The sequence below is a fragment of the Brevibacillus soli genome (genome assembly GCF_044759095.2).
Lineage (GTDB): Bacteria > Bacillota > Bacilli > Brevibacillales > Brevibacillaceae > JBIYSM02.
On record NZ_JBIYSM020000002.1, the window covers coordinates 64,020 to 80,461 of the forward strand.

A 16,442-nucleotide genomic window follows, 5' to 3' on the forward strand; every position below is an offset into this window, starting at 1 on the left:
AATTATAGCATAACAAGCACGATCTTGACAACCTTTGGAAGGAAATGGTTCTCTTTGCTCAAAACAGGGACAGCTGATTGGACTCAGGCAACCCTTTCAACGCTCCCTGCTCCTCCAGATATTCCAAAATCGTCTTGGAAATGCGCGAACGGGACAACAGGTCTTCCTTGGAGAGAAACTCTCCTTCCTCCCGCGCCTTGACGATACTGATCGCCGCATTGGTGCCCAATCCCGGCAGCGCGTTGAACGGTGCGATCAAGCTGTTGCCGTCGATCAAAAACTTGGTTGCGTCAGAACGGTACAAATCCACATTGGCGAACCGGAAGCCCCGCTCCACCATTTCCAGTGCCATCTCGAGCACAGTCAAAAGCGCTTTTTCCTTCGGTTGGGCATCATGTCCCTTCTCTTCGATCTCTTCGATTTTTTGACGAATCGCTGCGGAACCTTTTACCATGAGCGGAATGTCAAAATCGTCCGCCCGCACAGTAAAGTAGGTTGCGTAAAATTCCAGCGGGTAGTGAACCTTGAAGTAGGCGATGCGCACAGCCATCATCACGTAAGCCGTCGCGTGGGCCTTCGGGAACATGTACTTGATTTTCTGGCAGGATTGAATGTACCATTCCGGCACATTGTTTTTGCGCATCTCTTCCTGGTCTTCTTCGTTCACGCCCTTGCCTTTCCGCACCGACTCCATGATCTTGAAGGCGCGGGACGGTTCCAACCCTTTGTAGATCAAATACACCATGATGTCGTCACGACATCCGATTACGTCGGAGAGAATGCAGGTACCACTTTTAATCAGATCCTGCGCGTTGTTGAGCCATACATCCGTACCGTGGGACAAGCCGGAAATCTGCACCAATTCAGCAAAAGTAGTTGGTTTGGTATCTTCCAGCATTTGACGGACGAATTTGGTCCCGAACTCCGGAATCCCCAGGGTTCCCAGGTTGGTACGAATTTGTTCCGGCGTTACGCCCAGCGCTTCGGTTGAACTGAAAATGGACATGGTCTTTTTGTCATCCAGGGGAATGGTTTTCGGATCGATGCCCGTCAAATCCTGCAGCATGCGGATCACCGTGGGATCATCGTGCCCGAGAATATCCAGCTTCAACAGGTTGTCGTGAATGGAGTGGAAGTCAAAGTGCGTGGTCCGCCATTCCGATTCGTTGTCGTCCGCCGGATATTGAATCGGGCAAAAGTCTTCGATTTCCATGTAGTCCGGTACGACGATAATCCCGCCAGGGTGCTGACCGGTTGTTCGCTTCACGCCTGTACACCCGTTAACGAGCCGGGCAATTTCCGCATTTCGCAGTGTCAGCCCCCGCTCATCTGCGTATTTTCGCACGTAGCCATAGGCGGTTTTCTCCGCAACCGTACCGATCGTTCCCGCGCGATAGACGTTGTCCACTCCGAACAGTTCCTGTGTATACTTGTGCGCCCTCGGTTGATAATCACCGGAGAAGTTCAGGTCAATATCGGGAACCTTGTCTCCCTTAAAGCCAAGGAACGTCTCGAACGGAATGTCCTGGCCGTCCTTCGCCAGCTTGTGTCCGCACTTCGGGCAGTCCTTGTCCGGCAGGTCGAAGCCGGAACCGATGGAACCGTCCACGATGAATTCACTGTGCTTGCACTCCGGGCAGCGGTAGTGCGGCGGGAGCGGGTTTACTTCGGTAATTTCCGACATCGTTGCCACAAACGATGAGCCGACGGAACCACGTGAACCGACGAGATACCCGTCAGCCAATGACTTGGTCACAAGCCGCTGGGAAATCAGATAAATCACGCCGAAGCCGTGCGTGATAATGCTGTTTAGCTCCTTCTCCAAACGCTTCTCGACGATTTCCGGCAACGGATCGCCGTACAGATGGCGGGCCTTGGCATAACACATGTTGCGAAGCTCATCGTCCGCCCCTTCAATGATGGGTGTATACAGCTTGTCCGGAATCGGACTGACATCGTCAATCGAGTCGGCAATCCGGTTGGAGGCGTTCACGACCACCTCTTTGGCTGTCTCCTCGCCCAGATAGGCGAACGCATCCAGCATCTCGTCGGTCGTACGGAGATAGAGCGGCGGCTGGTTGCCGGCGTTTGGATCCCCTTGTGAGAGCAGGAACACATCGCGAAAAATGCTGTCCTGCGGATTGAGAAAATGCACATCCCCGGTGGCAACAACCGGTTTATCCAGTTCCCTGCCAATATCGACCAGCGTCCGGTGATACTCTTTTATCACTTTAAGCGACGGAATTTCCTCGTTGCGCAACAGCGGCGCGTAATGTTCCAGCGGCTGAATTTCGATGAAATCATAAAATTTGGCGGCTTCTTTCAATTCCTCCCGCGACTTCCCGCGCAGAATGGCCTGCATCAGTTCCCCTTCCTTGCAGGCGGAGCCGATCAGGATGCCTTCCCGATATTTTTGCAGTTGACTGCGCTGGATACGCGGCACGCGGAAAAAGGTTTCCACGTGTGAGCGGCTGACCAGCTTGTACAAGTTTTTCAATCCTGTTTTGTTTTGTACCAGGAGCGTGGCGTGGAACGGACGAGTGCTCTTGTAATCGGCCTCTGCATTGCTTCGTTCGTTCAGTTCGGCCAGAGTGGTGATTTGCGCTTCTTTCATGTCTTTTTGCATGTGCTGGAAAACATGAGCGAGTGCCACGGTATCGTCCAATGCGCGGTGGGCGTTGATCAGTTCCACGTTGAACCTCTTGGCCAGCGTACCCAAACGGTAGTTACGCATCCCTTTGTACAGCATTCGTGCCAGCGGCAATGTGTCGAGGAAGGGGTTGTCCCACGGTTCCATGCCGATTCGCTTGGCGCAGGCGTTGATGAAGCTCTTGTCGAACTCCGCATTGTGGGCGACCAGAACAGCATTCCCGGCAAACTCCTTGAAGCGCCGCAGAACGATGTCGATCGTCTCCTTGCCCTTCAGCATTTCGTTCGTAATCCCGGTAATTTCTGTTGTCTTGGGACCAATCGGGATCTGCGGGTCGATGAGATCCGTCCACTTGTCGATAATTTCACCGCCGCGCATTTTTACGGCGGCAATTTCAATTATGGTATGCTCAGCTGCGTTCAAGCCGGTGGTCTCCGTGTCAAACACGACGTATTCCGTATGTTCGTCGATGGAAACGTTGTTTTCGCTGGTCAGGTTGTAGACGACATCCACACCGTCTTCCACCACGTACGCCTCAAGCCCTAAAATGCACTTGATGTTGTTTTTCTTGGCGATTCCGTACGCTTCCGGAAAGGCCTGAACGACTCCGTGGTCCGTGATGGCAATCGCTTTATGCCCCCATTTGGCAGCAGTGGAGATGAGCGATTTGACGGAAGCCACTGCGTCCAGGGCGCTCATCGGTGTGTGACAGTGAAGCTCGACCCGCTTCTCTTCGGCCCTGTCCTTTCGAGAAACCTGCTCGATCTGATTGATGTCGTTGGCTGTCATGACCAGTTCGCGGACAAACGTATCATGCTGTACGCTACCCCGCACTTTTACCCACATGCCGTCCTGCAGGGCCTCCAGCATTTTCACGTCTTCCTTGTCGCGGGAAAACACTTTGACGGTAAGGGAATCGGTGTAATCCGTCACGTGGAAGGTGAGCAGGTGTCGCCCGCTGCGCAGCTCCTTCAGCTCGGCTCCGAAGACGGTTCCCTGAATCACAATCCGGCGTTCTTCATCCTGGATCTCTTTGATCGGCACCGGTTCTTCCTTGATCTCGTAGCCAATCATAAGAGTCGTGACAGCATCCGTCTTTCCGCCCTCTTTATTTTCCTTCTCTGTTTGCTGGGCAGTCATCACCACTTCAATCAACGCCCGCTCTTCTTCCTCGCGCTGTTCCACAAATGCCTTGTACGCTTCGTCGCTCTCCTCCGCGAGAAAGGTGAAGCGCGGGGATACCTCGGTGATTCGCTGGAAAGCGGCAGTGAGTTCCCCCTCCACCTTTTTCCGTTTGGCTACCTCGACCGCCATCTCGGTGGGCAGGTATACCTTTACTTCCTGACTGTTCAGCTGACGCCGGGCAGAACGGAGCGTTACGGCCAGAGAGTTGATTTTCGGTTCCAATTCCTCCAGAAGTACGTCCCAGTAGTCGTTGACCGCAATCTCCGTCAACGGTTTGTTTATGTACCGGTAGCACGCCTCCACTTTGGCCAAATGCGAAAATGTCTCTGCCAAACGTCGGGAAAATGCCTGATACACCTCGGCCGGCAGCAGCTGCGGAAGCGTGAAGTGGAACACCCACTCCTTGTTTTGTTTATACAGTTCCAATTTATTGATTTGTCCGTCATGAAAAAATCGCTCCACCCATTCTGCCGGCAGTTCCATCTGCTTGATCAGCAGTGAGAAGCGATGTTTTTGCTCTTGGATCCGATCCACGATGCAATCACCTCAAATCTAAAAAGGAAAGGGGGTACCCCCCTTACACGGGTACCCTCTATAGATTCGACAAAATCTGATCCGTTTCCTGCTCACCCTTTTACCTGGACGGATTGGTTTGTGAACGATCCAGACGGGTTAGCTGTTCTTTTACGAACGCTGTCAAGTTGTCGATTTGAACCTCGTACGATTCACCGGTACGGCGGACGCGAACTTCCACGATCCCTTCCTGCGCCTTGTCCGAAACGGTGATGCGAAGCGGCAGGCCGATCAGGTCGGCGTCTTTGAATTTTACTCCAGCCCGCTCCGGACGGTCGTCGTACAGCACTTCCAGACCGGCTGCACCCAGCGTTTCCGCAATGCGCTCACTCGCTTTGCGCTGCTCGTCCACTTTTACATTGACCGGAATCACGTGAACGTGGAACGGAGCCACCGCTACCGGCCAGATAATACCGTTCTCGTCGTTGTTCTGCTCAATGATTGCTGCCAGTGTCCGTGACACGCCGATGCCGTAGCAACCCATGATCATTGGCTGACTGCGGCCGTTTTCATCCAGGAACGTCGCTCCCATCGCTTGCGAGTACTTGGTTCCCAGTTTGAAGACGTGTCCGACCTCAACGCCGCGGGCAAATTTGATTTTGCCGCCGCCGCGCGGACAGTCGTCACCTTCCATGATGTTGCGCAAATCGGTGTACGTTTTGACCTGAAAATCGCGGCCCGGCTTGACGTGCTTCAGGTGGTAGTCCGCCTCGTTGGCACCGACCACGCCGTCATAGACATCCTGCACATAGTTGTCAGCAATGATTTCCACTTCTTCGCCGTCGATGCCGACCGGCCCGATGAACCCGGCTGGTGCACCAGTCAGCGTGCGGATCTCATCCTCTTTTGCAAGAGACACGTTCGTCGCATCGAACAGATTTTTCAACTTTATTTCGTTGATTTCGTGATCGCCGCGCACCAGCACCATCACCAGCTTGTCGTCAACGCGGTAGATCAGGCTCTTGATTATGCGATTGGCTTCGATTCCCAGGAATTGGGTCAGCTGTGCAATCGTTTTTACACCAGGTGTATGAATCTTCACAAGGTCTGGCGTTTTTGTGTCAGGCTGCCGGGAAGGCTTGTACACAACTTCTGCCTTTTCCAGGTTGGCGGCGTAGTCGCCCTCGGTGGAGTACGCAATCGTATCCTCACCAATGTCGCACAGCGCCATAAACTCGTACGTACCTTTCCCGCCGATTGCCCCGGCGTCCGCTTCGACGGCACGGAAATTCAACCCGACGCGGGTAAAAATGCGGGTATATGCGTCAAACATGGCCTGGAAGTTGCGATCCAAACCCTCTTGGTTGATGTCAAAGGAGTACGCGTCTTTCATGATAAATTCGCGGCAGCGAATCAGACCGAAGCGAGGACGAACTTCGTCGCGAAACTTCGTCTGGATCTGGTATAGATTCAGCGGGAGTTTTTTATACGAATTCACATCGTCTCGCACCAGACTGGTTACCACTTCTTCATGAGTCGGACCAAGAGCGAACGGGCGCTCGTGCCGGTCAAAAAGTCGAACCAGTTCAGGTCCGTAGACGTCCCAGCGGCCCGTTTGATTCCACAGCTCCGCCGGCTGCATCGCCGGCATCAGAATTTCCTGCGCTCCGGCGCGGTTCATCTCTTCGCGTACAATCGCCTGGATTTTCTGCAGAACGCGAAGAGAGAGCGGCAAATAGGTATAGATACCGGAAGCCAGCTGGCGTGCCATCCCTGCCCGCAGCAGCAGCTTGTGGCTGGCGATCTCCGCATCGGCAGGGACTTCCCGCAGTGTAGGAATTAACATTTGGCTTTGTTTCAACACGACTTGTCCTCCGATCTATATCTGTGCGAACGTTACCCAACCTGGGTCGCATTACGCTCATCGACGATCTCGTTGATTTCTTTCATTAATTCTTCAAACAGTTCCGTTTCCTTTACTTTTCGCACGATCTCCCCGTTGCGGAAAATCAGCCCCTCGCCGTTTCCTCCGGCAACACCGACGTCGGCTTCACGCGCTTCACCCGGTCCGTTCACGGCACATCCCATGACCGCAATCTTGAGCGGGACTTTCAAGGTTGAGACGGCATCCTCCACTTTTGTCGCCAGACCAATCAGATCGATAGCGCAACGGCCGCAGGACGGGCAGGCGATGACAACGGGATCGTTGTTGACGATGTCGAGACTTCGCAAAATCTGCTTGGCAACCTTGATCTCCTCCACCGGATCGGCAGTGAGCGACACGCGAATCGTGTCTCCAATCCCCATCGAGAGAACCGTACCGATGCCGACAGCGGATTTAATGCTGCCGGAAAACTGCGTACCCGCTTCGGTGACACCTACATGCAGCGGATAATTGCGTTTTTGCGCCATCAGCGAATAGGTTTGAATCATGGTCGGAACGTCGGACGACTTCAAGGAGATCACAATGTTGTCATAGTTCAGATCTTCCAGGATCTCTACATGATCCATGGCGCTTTCCACAATGGCCTCCGGACTTGGGTAGCCGTATTTATCTAGCAGGCGTTTTTCCACGGAACCGGAGTTGACCCCGATGCGAATCGGCACATTGCGTTCCCGGCACGCTTCCACGACCGCTTTTGTTTTTTCTTTTGAGCCGATGTTCCCTGGATTGATACGAATCTTGTCGATACCGCTTTCCAGGGCGATGAGTGCCAGTTTGTAGTCAAAATGAATGTCAGCGACGAGCGGCAGCGGAGAACGCTCTTTAATGACTTTAATCGCTCTGGCTGCGTCTTCGTTGATGACGGCCAGACGTACTATTTGACACCCGGCATCGTACAATTGCTGAATCTGCTTCAGCGTCGCTTCCACATCGCGGGTATCCGCCGTGGTCATGGATTGGATGACGACGCTCTTCTGACCGCCAATCTGCACTCCTCCAACAAATACCGGTTTCGTCTCCTCGCGCTTAAACATTTTGCACCATCCTTTTTTCTATTGCCCGCACTTATTTCATAAAGGTGGATTACCTTTCACAAGAACAGGCGTTGTAAGTCATTCCACGTCACTACCAAGATCAACAGCATCAGGAAAGCAAAACCCAGGAAGTGAACCATCCCTTCCTTGTGCGGGTCGACCGGGCGGCCGCGCAGGGCTTCCACCAGGAGGAATGCCAGACGACCACCGTCGAGTGCCGGCAGCGGAAGCAGGTTGAACAGCCCCAGATTGATACTGAGCACGGCTGCCCATTTCATCAAAATGGCCAAACCTTGTTGGGCAAACTCTCCTGTCATTTTGAAGATCCCCACCGGTCCGCTCAAATCCTGCAGTCCGACCTGCCCTGTAAACAGGAGTCCCAAGCTCTTCAAAATCATGGCGGTAAACTCATACGTGGACAACGCACCGTACTTCAAGGCTTCCCAGGGGGCGTACGTAACCGGATTGGCGACGAGGATTTTTCCGACGTTATGATCGTTTGCCACCTTCACCGGTATCGTTTTGCGCACGCCGTCCCGCTCAATCTCAAACGTCAGCGTCTGGCCAGGAGACTTGCTGATGATCTGGACAATATCACGCCAGGACGCGACGCTTTTGCCCTGGATCGAGATCACCTGATCTCCTTTCAGCAGCCCTGCCTGCGCAGCCGGTCCCCCCGGACGCACTTCTCCCAGTTGGGGAATATCGTTCGGCACACCGTACATCAACCCGATGACGGCGAAGAGTACGAAGGCTAAGAGAAAGTTGGCGGCAGGACCGGCAAAAATCGCCCAAAACCGCTGCATGACCGTCTTTCCTTTGAATTGACGGTTATACGGAGCGATTTGGATTTCCTGTCCTTCCTTGACGAGATGAGCCTGCGGATGAACGGAAAAGGTTCTCTGCTCCCCTCCGATATCCAGGGTAAGGGTCAGCGCGTGTTCCAGATCAAAACGAACAACGTTTCCGACGATCATTCGTCCAACACCCTTTTCCAACCCGTCCAGCAGAATTCGTGTCACCTTGCCGGATGCATCCCATTCCACACCAACTTCCATGTGAGGCTTTAAAATATCAAGTTCCGGGTCTTCTCCTGCCATCCGCACCAGTCCCCCAATAGGAAGCAGACGAAGGGTGTATTCGGTTTCGCCGCGTTTCACGCTAAAGATCTTGGGCCCCATCCCCAACGCGAATTCCCGGCAGAGGATTCCCGCCCGTTTCGCCAAAAGAAAATGGCCCAATTCGTGAACGAGTACAAGCACACTAAACACGACAACGATCGCGAGAACCGATTCTACGGAATCAACATTCGGAAAAGGCAAGAGAGTAGCCACCTTTCATTCAGTTTGGGTTAAGACGCTACCGCACGGACAGCTTTGCTTGCCGACGCGCCCATTCATCCGCCTCGAAAATTTCCTCCAGGCTCGGATGGCTGTTTCCATGATGCGACTCGCACACCCGCTGTACAATCCGTTCAATCTCCAAAAAGGGAATCTCACCTGCAAGAAAACGAGCAACCGCCACTTCGTTGGCGGCGTTCAACACGGCAGGATACGTGCCTCCCCGTCTTCCGCATTCATACGCCAGCTGAAGCAGGGGATACCTCTTCAAATCCATCGGGGCAAAGTGCAGCGTACTGCACTTGACCAGATCAAGCGGTTCCGTTGCAAGCGGCATACGCTTCGGATAACTGAGGGCGTATTGGATCGGCACTTTCATGTCAGGTGTTCCGAGCTGGGCTATTACAGCCCTGTCTTTATATTCTACCATAGAATGAATGATGCTTTCATAATGAAGTATGCAGTCGATCTGTTCGTACGGCAAGTCAAACAGCCAGTGAGCTTCGATGACCTCAAAGCCCTTGTTCATCATCGTCGCCGAATCGATGGTAATTTTTGCGCCCATGCTCCAGTTCGGATGATGCAGCGCTTGTTGCACGGTCACGTGTTCCAATTCGTCTCGCGTCTTGTTTCGAAAGGAACCTCCGGACGCTGTCAAAATGATCCGGGCGACATCCCCAAGCCGCGCACCCTGCAAGCATTGATAAATCGCAGAGTGTTCGCTGTCCACAGGAATAATCGCTACACCGCGGTCGCGGGCGGCTTCCATGACAATTTGTCCGGCGCTTACCAGGGTCTCTTTGTTGGCCAAACCAATGGTTTTACCCGCTTCAATGGCAGCCAGCGTAGGAGCGACGCCGACACTGCCGACCACGGCGGTCATGACGAAGTTTGCCTCCGGGTGGCTGGCCGCAAGCGCCAACCCTTTATCTCCATACGTAATCTCCACGGCTGAAGTTTCACCAAGCAAGTCTCTCAACGCAAAGGCTGCCTGTTCGTTTCCGACAGAAACCAACTGCGGTTGAAACTGCTTCACCTGTTCCGCCAGAAGTTCTACATTCGTACCAGCTGCCATGGCCACAATGGAAAAGTCCTGCGGATGCTGTGCCACCACTTCCAGGGTGCTTTTTCCAATTGACCCGGTTGAGCCGAGCAACGAAATTTTTTTCACTAGGTTCACCCTCTATATCTCTTTCGATATGGTACGGATTCATACGATTCCCAGGAGATGCAAAACCGGAAAAACAAGAATCCAGCTGTCAACCCGATCCAATACACCCCCGTGGCCGGGTATGATGTGACCCGAATCCTTTACGTCAAAATGGCGCTTGAATGCAGACTCGATCAAATCGCCCATTTGTCCCGCTGCACCGGCAACCGCAGCGATGGCCAGGGCCTTCGTTAACGGGAAAGTTCCGAGCCAGGCGTTTACTCCCAGAACGATCACAGTTGCGATGATGAAACCGCCAATCGAACCTTCCACCGTCTTGTTGGGGCTGATGGCCGGCCATAGCTTGCGTTTTCCAATGGCCTTGCCGACGAAATACGCCCCCGAGTCGGACGCCCAAATCCCCAGAAGCGCCAGGATCGTCAGGTGGAGTCCCACGTCCGGAATATTGCGCGTTGCCGCCATATAAGAAAATCCGCAGCCTATGTATAACGCCCCGATCAACGTAAGGGCGGCGTGTTCAATGTGAAACTGATTCTTCCGTATGACAGAGTACATCAGCAACAGCAGCGTGACGGGCAGCAGCAAGTCGGGAACACGCAGGTGTACCCATGTGGAAAAGTACAAATCAGGCCACATGATGCTGACCATCAGCAGGTAGCCAAGCACTCCGGCAAAACCGAACGGCGCAATCCCGGCCATCCGCAGAAATTCAAATAGGCCGAGGATGGCCAACGTTAGTACGAGCAGAGAATACCATTCTTTTCCGACGTAAACAAGCAAAAGAAAGGCAACGCCGCCAATAAGCCCAGTAACGATCCGTTGCTTCAACTGATTCCACCTCTTCGGCTACATCGTGGCAATACTACACCGATCTACATCTCCGCGAAGCCACACCCAGGTCCCCGCAGGGGGCTTAAACCGCCCCGTAACGACGAGCCCGGCCCTGGTATTCCGCAATGGCTTGATAGAAGTGTTCTTGGGTAAAATCCGGCCAGAGCACATCGGTAAACCACAGTTCCGTGTAGGCAAGTTGCCATAGCATAAAGTTGCTTAAACGAATTTCCCCGCTCGTCCGTATCAACAAATCCGGATCGGGAATATCGCGGGTGTAGAGATAGCGGTTGATCACCTGCTCATCCAGCTGTTCCGGCTCCAGCTCTCCCGCCTGAATGCGTGCCGCAATTTCTGCGACTGCCTTTACAATTTCCTTGCGCGATCCGTAGTTCAAGGCAAAATTTAACTGCAGACCGGTATTATCGCGCGTTCTTTCCTCCGCTTTTTCCAGCGCCTCCAGTGTATGATCCGGCAGTTCGTCCTTGCTCCCCACCATGCAGATCCGCACATTCCGTTCGACCAATTCATCCAATTCAGTCGACAGGAATTCCTGCGGAAGTTTCATCAGAAAGTCCACTTCTTCGCGCGGACGCTTCCAGTTCTCCGTGGAGAACGCGTACATTGTCATGTATTGTATACCGATTGCATCGGCCGCTTTTACGATTTCCTTTACGGTTTTCATCCCGGCACGGTGTCCGGCTACACGAGGCAAACTGCGCATTTTTGCCCAGCGTCCGTTGCCGTCCATGATAACCGCGACATGCTTCGGGATTTGCCCTGTTACATCCAGTTCGAATGCTTCCGTTGGCTTTTCCTTGCGCGACCATTTTCGCGCCAGATGTTCTAACATAAAGTGTTCCCCCAGAAAGAGAGATATAGACATAAGTCCCCCTCTAGATGAGGGGGAAACCAACCACAGGAACTTTACACTTCCAGAATGTCTTTTTCCTTGTCCTTGACGATCTTGTCAATCTCGGCGATGAATCTATCCGTGGTTTTCTGCACGGTTTCTTGATGGCGGCGGGATTCATCTTCAGAGATGGTCGCAGCTTTTTCCAGCTTCTTAATCTCGTCGTTGGCGTCACGGCGGATGTTGCGAACGGCTACTTTTGCTTCCTCACCGCTCTTGCTGGCCACTTTTACCAGTTCCTTGCGGCGCTCTTCCGTCAACGGCGGGATGACGATCCGGATAATGTTGCCGTCATTGGATGGCGTAAGACCCAGATCAGACTGTTGAATCGCCCGATCAATCTCTTTCAGCGCCGATTTGTCCCACGGCTGAATGGTAAGCATGCGCGGTTCCGGAACGCTAATATTGGCCAACTGGCTGATCGGCGTCGGGGTACCGTAATAGTCAACCACCACTTTGTCGAGCATGGCCGGATTGGCACGTCCCGCGCGCAGGCTGGCAAGGTCTTTTTTCAAGGTCGCAATTGCTTTGGTCATGCGTTCTTCCATATCTTTCAGTACGGATTGTGGCATCATTCTTCCCCCTTTACAATCGTTCCGATTTTTTCGCCCATCACGGCACGGCGAATATTGCCTTCTTCAGAGATGTTGAAAACAATCAGCGGAATGTTGTTGTCCATGCACAGGCTGGAAGCGGTGGAATCCATCACGCCCAGACCTTTGTTCAGCACCTCGAGGAACGTGAGATGGTCGTACTTCTCGGCAGTCGGGTCAAGGCTGGGATCGGCAGAGTAGACGCCGTCCACCTTGTTTTTCGCCATGAGGATCACCTCTGCCTCAATCTCTGCCGCGCGCAACGCTGCTGTCGTATCCGTTGAGAAATACGGATTCCCTGTACCCGCTGCAAAGATCACTACACGTTTCTTCTCCAAGTGACGGATGGCTCGTCTCCGTATGTAGGGTTCCGCCACTTGTCTCATTTCAATCGACGTCTGAACGCGAGTTGGAACGTTCACCTTTTCAAGTCCATCCTGCAGGGCGAGCGAGTTCATAATTGTGGCCAGCATGCCCATGTAATCAGCCGTTGCCCGATCCATTCCCTTGGAGCTGCCGGAAAGTCCGCGCCAGATATTGCCTCCACCGACAACAACCGCTACTTCTACACCTAGTTCGACGATTTCCTTGATTTGATTAGCGATGGAGAAAATGACTTTGGGATCTATCCCATACCCTACTTCTCCCGCCAGAGCTTCCCCACTCAACTTTAACACAACCCGTTTATAGGCAGGAAGTGGCATGTGAAACGGCCTCCATTTCGTGTATCATTCTCTGTATAAACCTGTATTCCAGGAAGTACGGCAGGTACGATTTTTTATCGTGTAGAGAAAGTTTAAGTTTGCTACATCGTTAACACATCAGTGTCTTAAACTTTCCGGAACGCATAAAAAGCTTCCTCTAAGGATGAACCAGCTTCAACGAAAGGGCTTCGACAGAAGCTTTTTTTAAAAATAGGGAACACGCAGGTGTTCCCTATTATTTCTTATTGCTTATTCACTTGCGCCATTACTTCTGCTGCAAAGTCTTCTTGTTTTTTCTCGATGCCTTCGCCCACTTGGAAGCGCACGAACGCTTTCAGGGAAGCACCTGCCTCTTTCAGCAGGGCGGAAACTTTCTTGTCCGGATCTTTCACGAATGGTTGTTCAACCAGGACATATTCTTCGAAGAACTTGGAGAGGCGGCCTTCTACCATTTTCTCCACGATGTTGGCAGGTTTGCCTTCTGCCAACGCTTGGTTTTTCAGAACTTCTCGCTCGCGTTCGATCTCGTCTGCAGAAACTTCTTCTCGGTTTGCAAAACGCGGATTCGCTGCAGCTGCGTGCATACCCAGGTCTTTTGCCAGCGCTTCGTCATTTGTTCCTTCCAGCGCTACGAGCACGCCGATTTTTCCGCCCATGTGCAGGTATGCGCCGAACACGCCGTTGTCGGATTTCTCCAGGATGGAGAAGCGGCGGAAGGTGATGTTTTCCCCGATCGTCGCGATTTTTTCGCTGATCACTTGGGAAAGAGCTTCGCCTTGGCCTTTGAACGGTTGCTCCAGAGCCGCTTCTACAGAGGCCGGACGTTGTGTTACCACATGCTCAGCAATATCTTTTACGAGGGTTTGGAATTCCGGGTTTTTCGCCACGAAGTCGGTTTCGCAGTTTACTTCCACGATGGCTGCTACGTTGCCATCGATCGCGTAGTTGGTAAGACCTTCGGCAGCAATACGGCCAGCTTTCTTTGCCGCTTTTGCAATACCGCGCTCGCGGAGCAGGTCAATCGCTTTTTCCATGTCGCCGTTCGTTTCTTCGAGCGCTTTTTTGCAGTCCATCATACCTGCGCCTGTACGTTCGCGCAGTTCTTTAACCGCTTGTGCACTGATTGCCATTGAGTTGAACCTCCTTGGTTATGAGCAACAATATGTGGTAGTGTTTAAAAAAAGGTGGACGGGGTTCTGAAACCCTCAGTCCACCCTCTTACACTTGCTTACGCAGTTGTTGTGGTTTGTTCTCCGCCTTGGCTGCCTTCGAGAAGAGCGTCTGCCATTTTCGCAGTCAGGAGTTTTACAGCGCGGATCGCGTCGTCGTTACCCGGGATCACGTAGTCGATCTCATCCGGATCGCAGTTGGTGTCCACGATCGCTACGATCGGGATACCCAATTTGCGAGCTTCTGCAACAGCGATGCGCTCTTTGCGAGGATCGATCACGAACAGAGCGTCCGGCAGTTTGTCCATATGAGCGATACCGCCGAGGAATTTCTCCAGGCGTTCCATTTCCTTGCGCAGAACGATAACTTCTTTCTTTGGAAGTACAGCAAACGTGCCGTCTTCTTCCATACGCTTCAGCTCAGCGAGGCGAGCGGTACGCTTTTGGATGGTGGTGAAGTTGGTCAGGGTACCACCCAACCAGCGTTGGTTGATGTAGTAGTGGCCTGTGCGTTCCGCTTCTTCTTTCACGGATTCTTGCGCTTGTTTCTTGGTACCAACGAACAGCATTTTACCGCCGTTCGCAGCCAGATCACGCACGAAGTTGTACGCTTCTTCCACTTTCTTTACCGTTTTTTGCAAGTCGATGATGTAGATACCGTTACGTTCGGTGAAGATATAGCGATCCATTTTCGGATTCCAGCGGCGAGTTTGGTGACCGAAGTGAACACCAGCCTCGAGCAGCTGTTTCATAGAGATAACCGCCATATTTCACACCTCCTCAGATTGGTTTTTTTGTGCCTACCTCCGCCTACCGCATTTTCCGGGCAAGACTGCAAAGAGCAGCACCTTTGCCGGAATTGGTGGACGTGCGAATTCAACACCGTTAATCAATATATCACAGGGAAAAACCAATTGCAAGGAACAGCGTACATTGATTTCGCAAAAAAATATCCGCCTTACTGTTTCGGCGGAGTGGCGATCATCTTCACAATCTGTTCTTCCGTTGTCCCTTTGCTAAGCTGGTACGTGCCGACACGAATGCGGTCCAGTTTGTCCAGGGTACGCAGCGTTTCGATCAGTTTGTTCTCTTTCGGCAATACCCCCGCTTGAACGAGCAGGCTTTCTACATCCTCTGCTGATGCTCTGTACGGAATCGTAACGGAGACAATCTCCTTCGATGCTTCCGGCTTTTTGGGAGCGGCGGGGACCGAACTTGCTGCCTGGGGCTGAATCGTTGCCTGGGGCAGTTTCGGCTGCTCAGGTGCTTTCGGCGGCAGCGCTTTCGACGACTGCTTGCTCCCGACCAGCTGTTCATACTCGCCTTTTGGAACCAACACGAAATTTTGCGCTTCTGCCGCCGACTGCAATTGGCCTTTGGTCATCACGCCCGCAGCAGGTTGTGTCTGATCCGGTAACAGGGAGAGAAAGCCTGCCGACACGATCAGGCCTGCTCCGAATCCGAACAGCAGGTTTCGGTTAACCATGGTTTTCCCCTCTTTCCTGCGGAGACGCCAGAGAGAAAATCAGCTCGAGTTCGCCGCGGCCGGCCCCCAGACGCTTGGCAATCTCATCAAGATCCAGGCCCTGCTGTCTCCATTCAAAAGCACGCCGATACCGCTCCCGCAGAGACAAGAGGTCGTCGGCTTCCTCTTGAATTTCCAGGCGAGGCGCACGATTTACAAGGGTTTGCATGGATTGAACCTGTGCTGTCAGTCCAGCCAATTCTTTCTCTGTCTGCTCCAACCGGTCACGCAGCTGTGCCACTTCATTTTGCAAGTCCGCTTTCGTGCGAACCATCCCTAAAGCAACGGCTTCGCTCTCCTGCTTCACTTGCTGCACAAAGTGCTGCAAGCTTTTTTCCATTTCCGCCCGCTCCCAGTTCTTCTGAACGACAGCAGTTTGTGCGGACCGGGATGAGTCTGACCTGTTTTTCATGAAAAAAGCTGCTATCATGAAGAACGCTCCTGCCCCAAACAGGATGGTAAGTGCTTGATCCATTTTTGATAAAAACTCCTTTGGAAGTTGTTAAAGCGAGATGTCAATGTGGCGGCCGCGCAGCGGATCGCGCATCGCGGACGGTTTGGCTGACTGGACAGATTCCGGATAAACAGCCGATTCCCCGGCGTGAAGATCCGAGTGAGGAGCGGATGGTTTCTTTTGTTTTTTCCGTTTATCCTGCTGCTTCTCCCGCTCACGGATCTGGTTTCGAGCTGTTTCGTCAACATTGGCTGCTCGCTGCCGTCTGCCTTCGTCCAACTGCTTGCGATCCTCGATCAGTTGCTGCTGTTCATGCATGCTCTTTTGCTGCAGTTGCTCCTGTATCCGGCTGATTTCCTGGGTCCGAGGCAAGGCCACTTGCAGTTCCACTGCTTTCAAACTCATCCCCGTCCCC

General features: G+C 52.9%; 14 protein-coding genes. All 14 read right to left on the bottom strand.

Features of this window, described 5'->3' with window-relative positions; all coding sequences use genetic code 11:
- Positions 1-58 precede the first annotated feature (58 nt).
- The 14 genes from ACE99V_RS01220 to ACE99V_RS01285 all read right to left on the bottom strand — a co-directional run bounded on the left by ACE99V_RS01220 (position 59) and on the right by ACE99V_RS01285 (position 16,432).
- Positions 59-4,369, bottom strand: coding sequence for a PolC-type DNA polymerase III (locus ACE99V_RS01220; RefSeq protein WP_400489134.1), 4,311 nt, complete (start codon positions 4,367-4,369; stop codon positions 59-61).
- Between the two features lie 100 nt (positions 4,370-4,469).
- Positions 4,470-6,209 carry a proline--tRNA ligase gene (locus ACE99V_RS01225; protein ID WP_400489237.1) on the bottom strand — a complete coding sequence of 580 codons (1,740 nt, stop codon included), beginning with the start codon at positions 6,207-6,209 and terminating at the stop codon, positions 4,470-4,472.
- A 35-nt stretch (positions 6,210-6,244) separates the two neighbouring features.
- The gene (gene ispG / locus ACE99V_RS01230) at positions 6,245-7,327 is read right to left on the bottom strand and encodes a flavodoxin-dependent (E)-4-hydroxy-3-methylbut-2-enyl-diphosphate synthase (protein WP_400489135.1); all 1,083 of its coding nucleotides are present in this window, start codon (positions 7,325-7,327) and stop codon (positions 6,245-6,247) included.
- Positions 7,328-7,383: 56 nt separating this feature from the next.
- Positions 7,384-8,649 (bottom strand): RIP metalloprotease RseP, encoded by a 1,266-nt coding sequence (gene rseP, locus ACE99V_RS01235; protein WP_400489136.1) that lies wholly within the window; start codon positions 8,647-8,649, stop codon positions 7,384-7,386.
- A 37-nt stretch (positions 8,650-8,686) separates the two neighbouring features.
- Entirely contained in the window at positions 8,687-9,838 is a 1,152-nt protein-coding gene (locus ACE99V_RS01240) for a 1-deoxy-D-xylulose-5-phosphate reductoisomerase (RefSeq protein WP_400489137.1), read from the bottom strand.
- A 39-nt stretch (positions 9,839-9,877) separates the two neighbouring features.
- Positions 9,878-10,666 carry a phosphatidate cytidylyltransferase gene (locus tag ACE99V_RS01245; protein WP_400489138.1) on the bottom strand — a complete coding sequence of 263 codons (789 nt, stop codon included), beginning with the start codon at positions 10,664-10,666 and terminating at the stop codon, positions 9,878-9,880.
- Positions 10,667-10,751: 85 nt separating this feature from the next.
- The gene (gene uppS, locus ACE99V_RS01250) at positions 10,752-11,522 is read right to left on the bottom strand and encodes an undecaprenyl pyrophosphate synthase (protein WP_400489139.1); all 771 of its coding nucleotides are present in this window, start codon (positions 11,520-11,522) and stop codon (positions 10,752-10,754) included.
- A gap of 74 nt (positions 11,523-11,596) precedes the next feature.
- A complete protein-coding gene (gene frr / locus ACE99V_RS01255) occupies positions 11,597-12,154 on the bottom strand; it encodes a ribosome recycling factor (RefSeq protein ID WP_400489140.1) in 558 nt (185 codons plus the stop codon).
- Positions 12,154-12,879 carry a UMP kinase gene (gene pyrH, locus ACE99V_RS01260; protein WP_400489141.1) on the bottom strand — a complete coding sequence of 242 codons (726 nt, stop codon included), beginning with the start codon at positions 12,877-12,879 and terminating at the stop codon, positions 12,154-12,156. The genes frr and pyrH overlap by 1 nt, the downstream gene beginning before the upstream one ends.
- A gap of 242 nt (positions 12,880-13,121) precedes the next feature.
- Positions 13,122-14,009 carry a translation elongation factor Ts gene (gene tsf / locus ACE99V_RS01265; RefSeq protein ID WP_400489142.1) on the bottom strand — a complete coding sequence of 296 codons (888 nt, stop codon included), beginning with the start codon at positions 14,007-14,009 and terminating at the stop codon, positions 13,122-13,124.
- Between the two features lie 98 nt (positions 14,010-14,107).
- Positions 14,108-14,815 carry a 30S ribosomal protein S2 gene (gene rpsB, locus ACE99V_RS01270; RefSeq protein ID WP_400489143.1) on the bottom strand — a complete coding sequence of 236 codons (708 nt, stop codon included), beginning with the start codon at positions 14,813-14,815 and terminating at the stop codon, positions 14,108-14,110.
- A gap of 191 nt (positions 14,816-15,006) precedes the next feature.
- The gene (locus tag ACE99V_RS01275) at positions 15,007-15,534 is read right to left on the bottom strand and encodes a hypothetical protein (RefSeq protein ID WP_400489144.1); all 528 of its coding nucleotides are present in this window, start codon (positions 15,532-15,534) and stop codon (positions 15,007-15,009) included.
- On the bottom strand, positions 15,527-16,048 hold the full coding sequence (locus tag ACE99V_RS01280) for a DUF6115 domain-containing protein (protein WP_400489145.1): 522 nt from the start codon (positions 16,046-16,048) through the stop codon (positions 15,527-15,529). The genes ACE99V_RS01275 and ACE99V_RS01280 overlap by 8 nt, the downstream gene beginning before the upstream one ends.
- 27 nt (positions 16,049-16,075) lie before the next feature.
- Complete coding sequence (locus ACE99V_RS01285; RefSeq protein WP_400489146.1) at positions 16,076-16,432, bottom strand: hypothetical protein; 357 nt, start codon at positions 16,430-16,432, stop codon at positions 16,076-16,078.
- Positions 16,433-16,442 lie beyond the last annotated feature (10 nt).